This window comes from Streptomyces sp. NRRL WC-3549, assembly GCF_000721935.1.
Classification (GTDB): Bacteria; Actinomycetota; Actinomycetes; order Streptomycetales; family Streptomycetaceae; genus Streptomyces.
The window spans coordinates 219,434-229,690 of record NZ_KL585414.1; the positions used below are offsets into that span (position 1 = coordinate 219,434).

The 10,257-nt window shown below is 71.7% G+C and carries 5 protein-coding genes and 4 pseudogenes; 6 read left to right on the forward strand and 3 right to left on the reverse strand.

All coding sequences use genetic code 11. The features are described from left to right. Together IH13_RS0122325 and paaK are read left to right on the forward strand one after the other, a co-directional pair. Positions 1 to 570: pseudogene (locus IH13_RS0122325) on the forward strand (monooxygenase); the annotation flags it as partial. Between the two features lie 252 nt (positions 571 to 822). Further along, a complete protein-coding gene (paaK, locus tag IH13_RS0122330; RefSeq protein WP_031087141.1) occupies positions 823 to 2,112 on the forward strand; it encodes a phenylacetate--CoA ligase PaaK in 1,290 nt (429 codons plus the stop codon). 248 nt (positions 2,113 to 2,360) lie between these two features. On the opposite strand, the gene IH13_RS0122335 is transcribed toward paaK, so the two are convergent. Continuing rightward, entirely contained in the window at positions 2,361 to 3,872 is a 1,512-nt protein-coding gene (locus IH13_RS0122335) for a fatty acyl-CoA synthetase (RefSeq protein ID WP_031087143.1), read from the reverse strand. A 114-nt stretch (positions 3,873 to 3,986) separates the two neighbouring features. Beyond that, positions 3,987 to 4,346: a calcium:cation antiporter gene (locus tag IH13_RS38110; protein ID WP_051835898.1), complete on the reverse strand. Its 360-nt coding sequence runs from the start codon at positions 4,344 to 4,346 to the stop codon at positions 3,987 to 3,989. A 467-nt stretch (positions 4,347 to 4,813) separates the two neighbouring features. Here IH13_RS38110 and IH13_RS38115 point away from each other — a divergent pair. From IH13_RS38115 to IH13_RS0122355, 4 genes and pseudogenes are all read left to right on the forward strand, one after another. Continuing rightward, positions 4,814 to 6,639, forward strand: a pseudogene (locus IH13_RS38115) (serine hydrolase). A 51-nt stretch (positions 6,640 to 6,690) separates the two neighbouring features. Then, positions 6,691 to 7,077: pseudogene (locus IH13_RS46145) on the forward strand (SIMPL domain-containing protein); the annotation flags it as partial. A 130-nt stretch (positions 7,078 to 7,207) separates the two neighbouring features. Then, on the forward strand, positions 7,208 to 7,351 hold the full coding sequence (locus tag IH13_RS46150) for a hypothetical protein (RefSeq protein ID WP_420713385.1): 144 nt from the start codon (positions 7,208 to 7,210) through the stop codon (positions 7,349 to 7,351). A gap of 636 nt (positions 7,352 to 7,987) precedes the next feature. Then, positions 7,988 to 9,373, forward strand: coding sequence for a glycoside hydrolase family 10 protein (locus tag IH13_RS0122355; protein ID WP_031087145.1), 1,386 nt, complete (start codon positions 7,988 to 7,990; stop codon positions 9,371 to 9,373). Between the two features lie 167 nt (positions 9,374 to 9,540). On the opposite strand, the pseudogene IH13_RS0122360 reads toward IH13_RS0122355, so the two are convergent. Then, positions 9,541 to 10,257: pseudogene (locus IH13_RS0122360) on the reverse strand (FAD-dependent oxidoreductase); the annotation flags it as partial.

The window sequence follows — 10,257 nt, forward strand, 5'->3', positions numbered from 1 at the left end:
CCGGTGGCCCGGGCGACGAGCGCCCGGGCGTCGGCCCGTTCGCAGGAACACAGTCACCCCGGGTACGCGGCAACGCCGGGCCCGGCCGGCGGGCGCAAGGGCGGCATGCTCACGGTGGCCCTGGGTTACCGGTACACCCGGGGCGCGGTGCTCGGTGCGGACCCCGGTCTGCCGGTGGTGCCCGAGGGCATGGACCTGACGGGCGAGCCCGGCACCCGGGCCCCGCACCTGTGGGTGAGCCGGGACGGTGCGCGGGTGTCGACCCTGGATCTCTACGAGCGGTCGTTCGTGCTGCTCTGCGACGCGGGGAACGCCGAGTGGCGTGCGGCGGCGGAGCGGGTCGCCGGGCGGCTCGGCGTCCGGCTGGACGCCTACACCGTCGGTTCGGCCCCCGGGGCGGGACTGGTGACGGAGAGCGGCGCGGACTGGGCCGCTGCGCACGGTGTGGAAGCCGGGGGTGCCGTGCTGGTGCGACCCGACGCGTTCGTGGCCTGGCGCTCGCCGGGCGCGGTGCCGGACGCCGATGCCGTGCTCCACCACGCTCTCACGGCTCTGCTCCACCGGGCCTGACGACCCGGAAGGGGTTCAGCCGACGCCGAAGGACCTGAGCGCGGCGAGGAAGGCGTCCGGGGCGTCGGTGTCCAAACAGGCTGTGCGGCCGTCGGAGGTTGCGTACGCCCACAGCGGATCGCGGGTGGCCGGCGAAGGTTGTCCACAGGTGCCGTCCACCCCCTTGCCAGGGAGTCCCTCATCCTGAATTACTGCCCCCAGGAGGGACGACCGAATGATCGGTCGTCCGTTTTCGGGGAGAGGAGCATCCGCATGACGGCGCTGCTGGACGACGTCGAGCGGCTCGGCCGCGAGGAACTGGAGGTGCTGCAGCTGGAGCGGCTGAGGGCCACGCTGCGGCACGCGTACGACCACGTCGGTTTCTACCGGAAGGCCTTCGACGAGGCCGGTGTCCGGCCTGAGGACTGCCGCTCCCTGGCCGATCTCGCCCGTTTCCCGTTCACCGTCAAGGCGGATCTGCGCGACAACTACCCGTTCGGGATGTTCGCGGTCCCGGAGGACCGGATCCGGCGGATCCACGCCTCCAGCGGTACCACCGGGCGCCCCACGGTGGTGGGGTACACCGAGCGGGACCTGGACACCTGGGCCGATGTGGTCGCCCGGTCGATCAGGGCGGCGGGCGGGCGGCCGGGGCAGAAGGTTCACGTGGCCTACGGGTACGGGCTGTTCACGGGCGGCCTCGGGGCGCACTACGGGGCGGAGCGCCTCGGCTGCACCGTGATCCCCGCGTCCGGGGGGATGACGTCCCGCCAGGTGCAGTTGATCCAGGACTTCCGGCCCGAGGTCATCATGATCACGCCTTCGTACATGCTGACCTTGCTGGAAGAGTTCGAACGACAGGGGGTAGACCCCCGTTCGACGTCCCTCAGGACCGGGATCTTCGGGGCCGAGCCGTGGACCGAGCGGATGCGCGAGGAGATCGAGGAACGGTTCGCGATCGACGCCGTCGACATCTACGGACTGTCCGAGGTGATGGGCCCCGGGGTGGCACAGGAGTGCGTCGAGACGAAGGACGGCCTGCACGTCTGGGAGGACCACTTCTACCCCGAGGTCGTCGACCCGTTCACCGGTGAGGTCCTGCCGGACGGGGAGGAGGGCGAGCTGGTCTTCACCTCGCTCACCAAGGAGGCGATGCCGGTGATCCGATACCGGACTCGGGACCTGACGCGGCTGTGGCCCGGGACGGCGCGTGCCTTCCGGCGGATGGAGAAGGTCACCGGGCGCAGTGACGACCTGGTGATACTCAGGGGGGTGAATCTCTTCCCCACCCAGATCGAGGAGATCGTGCTGCGCACACCCGGGGTCGCCCCGCACTTCCAGTTGCGGCTGACCCGGCAGGGCCGTCTGGACGCGCTGACCGTACGGGCGGAGGCTCGGGAGGACGCGACGGCTGACGAGCGGGCGGTGGCCGCACGGTCGATCGCCGCGGCCGTGAAGGAGGGGGTCGGGGTGAGTGTGGAGGTGGAGATCGTGGATCCGGAGGCGCTGGAGCGTTCGGTCGGGAAGATCAGACGGATCGTGGACATGAGGGGAGCCGACTGAGACATGCGGGGCCGGCTCCCCCGGCTCCGTCCGGCGGGGGTGGGACGGCGAGGAAGGGGTGCACGGGTGGACTGCCGGAGGGAGGTTCGCCGGGCGGCGGACATGGGGTGACGCGGGGTGATGGTCGGGGGGGCGGTGACCGCGGGACGACGGGCACGGGGTGGTGGACGGTGGCAGTGACCGCAGGACGACAGGTCGGGAGGACGGGCGGGGTGGTCCCGTCGGCGCGGGGCGCCCCGCGACCGGGATCAGGCCGGTGACGCGGAGAAGCGGTCCCGCAGCTCCCGCTTGAGGATCTTGCCGCTGGCGTTGCGTGGGAGCTCGTCCAGGAACAAGACCTTCTTGGGTGCCTTGAAATGGGCCAGCTGTTCGCGCACGTGCTCGATCAGCTCCCGCTCCGTGGCCTCCTCACGGAGGACGACGACCGCCGTGACCGCTTCGATCCAGCGTTCGTCGGGCAGCCCGACCACCGCGGTCTCAGCCACGGCCGGGTGGGTGTACAGGGCGTCCTCCACCTGTCGGGAGGCGACGAGCACACCCCCGGAGTTGATGACGTCCTTCATCCGGTCGACGACGGTGAAGTAGCCCTCGGTGTCACGTACGGCCAGGTCGCCGGAGTGGAACCAGCCGAGCCGGAACGCCTCCGCGCTCTCCTCGGGTTTCTCCCAGTAGCCCCGGCACAGCTGGGGCGAGCGGTAGACCACCTCGCCGGCCGTCCCGTCGGGCACCTCCGCGCCCTGCTCGTCGACGACCTTGGCCTCGACGAAGAGGACCGGCCGGCCGCAGGAGTCCATCCGTCCGTCGTGCTCCTCCGGGCCGAGGACCATGGCGAGCGGTCCGATCTCGCTCTGCCCGAAGCAGTTGTAGAACGCCAGCTCCGGCAGGCGTCCGCGCAGGCGCTCCAGTACCGGCACCGGCATGATCGACGCCCCGTAGTACGCCTTGCGCAGGGCCCCGAGTTCGCGGGTGGCGAAGTCGGGGTGGTTGGCGAGGCCGATCCAGACGGTCGGCGGGGCGAAGAGGCTGTCCGCCTGCCCGGCCTCGACGAGTTCGAAGATCCGACCCGCGTCGGGGGCGTCCAGGATGGTGTTCTCCGCCCCCACCGCGAGATAGGGCAGGAGGAACACGTGCATCTGCGCGGAGTGGTAGAGCGGCAGCGAGTGGACGGGCCGGTCGCCGGCGCGCAGGTCCAGGGCGGTGACGGCGCTGAGGTACTCGTGGACCAGTGCCCCGTGCGTCATCATCGCGCCCTTGGGCTGGGCGGTGGTACCGGAGGTGTACAGCAGCTGCACCAGGTCGTCGGCGTCCGGCGCACGTTCGGGGGTGAACGGGCGGGGGGTGTCCAGTTCGCCGAGGAGCGAGTCGGGGGCGTCACGCAGTGCCCGCACGGCGTATCCCTGGGGGATGCGGGGGGCCAGGGCCGGGTCGGTGAGGACGAGCGCACTGCCCGACTGGCCGAGGATGTACGCGAGGTCGTCACCCGTGAGGTTCTGGTTGACCGGGACGTGAATCAGTCCCGCTCGGGCACAGGCCAGATAGGCGATCAGGTAGACGTCGGAGTTGTGGGCGCAGGAGGCGACCCGGTCGCCGGGGCGCAGTCCGTGATCGGCGGTGAGGACCGCAGCCGCGGTACTGACCGCCGCGTCCAGGGCCTGGTAGGTCCAGGTCCGCCCGGCGTACCGCACGGCGATGCGCCCGGGGGTGCGCCGTGCGCTGCGTGCCACGACTCCGTCGACTGTGCTGCTGCGTACACCGTTCATGGCGTGATCCTGGGCGGCGGGGCCTCACGGGTCAAGGGCCGGGACGCCCCGCGCCGCGAACAGGCGCGGAACAGGGGACGCGGCGGCCGGAACGGTCAGGGGCTGATCGAGTGTCTACCGGCGGCAGGACCAGGAGGGCGATGACGACACCGACCACCACCTGCGGCATTCCGACGGCGTCGACGCCCGATCCGACGGCCGCGAGACGGACTTGGCGTTGCCGACGACCGCGACCAGCGCCACCAGGAGGATGACCAGGCTGAACGTGGTCTGCCTGCGGCGGGGCGGGGAGGCCGGGTCGTCGTCCGGGCGGGTCCGGCCGTCCTGGGTGAGCGGCAGGCAGTGCTCACGGGGCCGGACGGTCTCCACGGCGGCGAACAGCCCGTACAGGAAGAGCGAGGCGACGGTGGCGAGGCCGAGCTGGGCAGGTGAGCACTCCGGTCCCGCCTTTCCGATGGTGAAGGTGGGCAGCACGGTGGGCGACGACCTCGGCGTGGTGGACGGCGGCGAGTACGGAGCCCGCGAGGCAGAGGGCGATCAGGCCCGCGGCGGCCGGACCCAGACCACACCTCCAGCTCGGCGCGAGAACCAGCGCCGCGAGCACCGGCACCACGACGGTCCACCGGCCGGCCATGGCCCGTGGAGTCGCGCTTGCGTTCACGGCCCGCGGGCTGCCGGAGCGGGCCGGGGCTCGCCCGGTGGGACATGGCCGCGGGCCCAGGGTTCCCGACGCGGCTCCGGTTCACGCTCGCGAACACGGTTCGGGCGCAGACCCCTCCGTAGGTGACGAAGCGTCAGGTTCTTGTTCCGTCAGGGGGCGTACGGGGCGGCGGAGGTGACAGTACTCTCTGCCTCGGCAGGAAGTTTCACACTCGGACGCGATTTCGAAAGTTACTTTCGCGCCGGTGTCGCGCTGACGACGTGAGGGGAAGGGGTTCCGGATGAGCGGGGACGTGTCGGGCGGGGGAATGAGCCGTCGGAGGCTGGGCGGCGGGATACTGGCGCTGGGCGGGGCCCTCGCCCTCGCGCCGGTTCCCTTCGCGGGGGCGGCCGGGACGGCCTCCGGGACGGAACGGGCGGGCGGATCCGCGGGAACACCATCGGCCACCGGGACGGGCATGGGATCTGGATCAGGGCCGCGCAGACCCACACTGAGCCGGGGCCCTGCCGCGCGGGCCGGTCTCCTCCAGGAGCAGCTCGACCTCCTCGTGGCCGACGCCGAGAAGTATCTGGCCGACTCCCCCCGGCACCCGTGGTACGCCGGCGCCGTCCTGCTGGCCGGGCGGGGCGGGACCGTCGCCCTGCACCGGCCGATCGGCAAGGCGGTGCGCTACGCGGCGTACGACGAGACGACGGACACCGGGGTCGAGTTCCCCGCGGACCGCCAGATCCCCATGGCCAGGGACACGGTCTTCGACCTGGCGTCGGTGTCGAAGCTGTTCACCTCCATCCTGGCCGTGCAGCAGATCGAGCGGGGCCGCCTGGAGCTGGAGACCACGGTCGCCTCGTACCTTCCGGACTTCGCGGGCGGCGGCAAGCAGGACATCACCATCCGTCAGCTGCTGACCCACACCTCCGGCTTCCGGGCCTGGATCCCGCTGTACGAGGAGCCGACCCGGGAGGGCAAGCTCCGGATGCTGTGGAAGGAGGTCCCGGCGTCCGCGCCCGGCACGGTGTACCTCTACTCCGACCTCAATCTCATCTCGCTCCAGCTGGTCCTGGAGAAGATCACCGGGCACACCCTGGACGTGCTGCTCCGTGAGGAGATCACCGCTCCGCTCGGGATGCACCGCACCCGCTACAACCCGCCCGCCTCCTGGAAGCCGAAGATCGCGGCGACCGAGGACGCCCGGCTGCCGTGGTCGGGCCTGGAACGCGGGCTGGTCTGGGGGGAGGTGCACGACGAGAACGCGTACAGCCTGGACGGGGTCGCGGGCCACGCGGGCGTCTTCTCCTGCGCCTGGGACCTCGCCGTGCTGGCCCGCACCCTGCTCAACGGCGGCGTCTACGGCCGGTCACGGATCCTTTCCGAGCAGTCGGTCGACCTGCTGTTCACCGACTTCAACACCGCTTTCCCGGGCGACGCGCACGGGCTGGGCTTCGAGCTGTACCAGCACTGGTACATGGGCGCCATGGCCACACCGCGCACCGCGGGGCACACCGGTTTCACCGGGACCAGTCTCGTCCTGGATCCGACCACGGACTCCTTCCTGATCGTCCTGGGCAACTCGGTGCACCCGGTACGCACCTGGCGCTCCGGCAGCGCGCCGCGGGTCGCCACCGCCAACCGGATGGCGCGCGCAGTGCCCGTCCGGCCCGACCACGGCCGTGGCGCGTGGTTCTCCGGCATGGAGAGCGCGGCCACCTCGACGCTCACGCTGCCCGCGCTGCGTCCGGTCTCCTCGCACGCGGCGCTGAACTGCGCGCTGTGGTGGGACACCGAACCGGCCTCGGACTTCCTGTTCCTGGAGGCCCGCGGCCGACGGGCCACGGCGGGACCACCGAAGCACCCCGCTCGCATCCGGAGGGCTCGGTGTCCGGCTGGTCCGGGCGGGTCTGGCACCGGCTCGAAGCGGACCTGGGCGCCTGGCGCGGCACCGAGGTGCGGCTGCGCTGGCGCTGCACGACCGACCAGTTGTACGTCGGACGCGGCGCTTACGTGGACGCGGTCCGGGTCGAGGACGGCGGACGCATCCTCTTCGACGGCGAAAAGCCCGCGAACGCGCGCCGCGTCGAGGCCATCGGATGGACCGTGTCCGCCGACTGATCCGCGACCCGGCAGTCGGCCGGCCGTACGTCGGCTGCTTGGATGGCCGGCATGAACGGTAACCAGTACATCAAGACCCCGTGGGGCGTGTCGGTGTTCGGCGCGGCGAGCGAGGACGCCGTGCCGGACCTGGCCCGCCTGCGCGTGGCGATCGAGCAGACCGAGGACACCCCGGCCGAGGCGTTCGCCACCACCCGTGGCGGAGTCAACCGCATCCGGCAGGCGCTGCGCGGACACGGCGTGCCCGAGGCGGCCGTGTCGACATCGCGCCTGAACCTCAAGTCGAGGTGGAGCTACGGCGAGTCGCGCCGCTTCCTCGGCTACGAGTGCACCGCCTCGTTCGTCGTCGAACTGCGGAACCTGGACATCCTGGAGACCGTGCTCATCGACCTGGTCGACGCCGGGGCCAACCAGGTCAGCGGGGTGGAGTTCGACGTACGCCGCAAGAAGGAGCTGCGCGCGCGGGCCCGGACCGCGGCGGTGGCCGCGGCCCGAGACAAGGCCGCGCTGAGACAAGGCCGCGCTGTACGCCGAGGCGGCCGGAGCGCGGCTCGGGCCGGTCGTCCACATCACGGACGTGGACGCCGAGCAGCCGCAGAGCTACCGCGGTCACGGTGGTTCGCAGCCCGGTGGCGGGGAAGGGGATCTGACGCCGGGCGAGGTGACCGTGTCGGCGGCCGTCCTGCTGGGCTTCTCCCTCCTCGACGGCTGACCGCACCCGGCCGTTAGACCAGGCGCGCGGCCCGGCCCGGAAAGGGCCGGCCCGCGCCCTGCACGTTCCCGGCCGCGCGCCGCCCGCCGACGGCGCGGGTCCCACTGCCTACTCGGCTGCCCGCCCGTTCCCCAGCAGACCTCCCCCGGCGTCCGCCGGAACCCGGGCTGCCGCCGGACCCGCCCAGCCGCCCACCGACGGGGCACTGCCCAATCGTGGCCGCAGCCTCGCGGAGCAGGGCCGCTGGGCAAGTCCCAAGCCCCGGAACCATGCACCGAAACTTTCGCCCTGGCACCTGACCACCTTTCGGGCAGCTCGATCGCGGAGATCCGAAGCCGCTCCCGTAAGGAGGCCCACCCGCATCGGAAGCGCACCGCGTGCGCAGGTGGAGCGGCCCGCCGTCAACAAATGAGCGAATGTGCGCTCGGAAACCTTTCGGAAACGCAGCGTTGACGTGTCCACGCCCCGCGCGCATACTCTCCCTCACTCCCATGTTCCACCGCTCGGCCGCCCCGCCGGGGTGCGCTTCACAGCGCGCACCGGCGGGGCCGCCCAGCACCTCGAACGGTCCGCACCCCCTGTCCGGGCACTCCGCTCGCTCTGCCCGGCAACCGGAAGAAGAGGCTGGACAACGTGATGGCCAAGAAACATCCCGCCCGCGCCGGACGGGCACTCTCCGTACTGACCGCGGGCGCGCTCGCCGCCACCGGCGTCGTCGCACTGGCCGGTACGGCCGAAGCGGCCGGCGCCCTGGGTGACGCGGCAGCGGCGAAGGGCCGGTACTTCGGCACCGCGGTCGCGGCGAACCACCTCGGCGAGGCACCGTACACGTCCACGCTGGACGCCCAGTTCGGCTCGGTCACCCCCGAGAACGAGATGAAGTGGGACGCGGTCGAGGGCAGCCGGAACTCCTTCACCTTCACGGCCGCCGATCAGATCGTCAGCCACGCGCAGAGCAAGGGCATGCAGGTCCGCGGGCACACCCTGGTGTGGCACTCGCAGCTCCCGGGGTGGGTCGGCGGCCTCGGCGCCACCGATCTGCGCGCGGCGATGAACAACCACATCACCCAGGTGATGACGCACTACAAGGGCAAGATCCATTCCTGGGACGTGGTGAACGAGGCCTTCCAGGACGGCGGAAGCGGCGCCCGGCGCAGCTCACCCTTCCAGGACAAGCTGGGTGACGGCTTCATCGAGGAGGCGTTCCGGACCGCCCGCACGGTCGATCCGGCCGCCAAGCTCTGTTACAACGACTACAACACCGACGGCCAGAACGCGAAGAGCAACGCGGTCTACGCCATGGTGAAGGACTTCAAGCAGCGCGGCGTCCCGATCGACTGCGTGGGCTTCCAGTCGCACTTCAACAGCAACTCGCCCGTCCCCTCCGACTACCGGGCCAACCTCCAGCGCTTCGCCGACCTCGGCCTCGACGTCCAGATCACCGAGCTGGACATCGAGGGCTCCGGCTCGGCCCAGGCCGCCGCCTACACGAGCGTCGTCAGCGCCTGCCTGGCCGTGTCACGCTGCACCGGTCTGACCGTCTGGGGCGTCACCGACAAGTACTCGTGGCGGAGCAGTGGCACGCCGCTTCTCTTCGACGGCGACTACAACAAGAAGCCGGCGTACGACGCGGTACTGGCCGCGCTCGGCGGAACCGGCGGAGGCGACAACGGCGGCGGCGACAACGGCGGCGGAGGCAACGGCGGCGGAGGCAACGGCAGTTGCACGGCGACGTACACGCAGACCGCCACGTGGAACGGCGGGTACAACGGTGAGGTGACGGTCAAGGCCGGCTCCTCTGGCATCACCACCTGGTCGGTGCCGGTGACCGTGCCCTCGCCCCAGCAGGTCTCCGCCCTCTGGAACGGGGCACCGACCTGGAACGCCGGCAACACCGTGATGACGGTGAAGCCCACCTACAACGGGACCCTGGCAGCCGGTGCCTCGACCAGCTTCGGGTTCACCGTCATGACGAACGGCAACGCCTCGGCCCCCGCCGTCGGCTCCTGTACCGCCTCCTGATCACGAGGCGCCCCCTGCCGCCTCGCCCGTCCGCCCCGTCCGGTGTTCAGACCGGGCGGGGCGGACACGGCGCACGGCACACAGCACACAGCACACAGGTCAACCCTCACCCTGAAGTTGAGCTGGAGGGAGGTCTCCTCCCGGAAGGCACCGCCTGGCCCGCCGGATCACCGGCCGAGTGCGGCCATGGCCGCGTTGTGGCCCGGTACCCCGCTGACCCCGCCCCCGCGCACGGCGCCCGCACCGCACAACAGGACATTGGGGTGCGCGGTCTCCACCCCCCACCGGCCGTCCGCCCCGGTGGCATACGGGAAGGAGAGGTCACCGTGGAAGATGTGGCCGCCGGGCAGGCCCAGGTCCCGCTCCAGGTCGAGCGGGGACTTGGCCTCTATGCACGGCCGGCCGTCGCCGTCGAAGGCCAGGCACCCCGCAAGCGGCTCCTCCAGGTGGGAGTCGAGCTGTGCGAGTGTCGCGTCGAGCAGGGCCGCCCGGGCCGTCGCGTTGTCCGCCGCGAAGAGCCGGGCGGGGGTGTGCAGGCCGAAGAGGGTGAGGGTGTGGTAGCCACGGGCCGCCAGGGAAGGGGCGAGGACCGAGGGATCGGTCAGCGAGTGGCAGTAGATCTCGGACGGCGGCGCGGTGGGCAGCCGTCCGGCGGACGCCTCCCGGTAGGCGTCCGCCAACTGCCCGTACCCCTCCGCCACGTGGAAGGTGCCGGCGAACGCCCGGCGTGGGTCGACGGACCGGTCCCGCAGCCGCGGCAACCGTGTGAGCAGCATGTTCACCTTCAGCTGGGCACCTTCGGCCGGGGCCGGCGGCTCCTCGCCCAACAGGGCGGACAGCGCCTGCGGCGAGGCGTTGACCAGGACCCTGCGGGCGGCGACGAC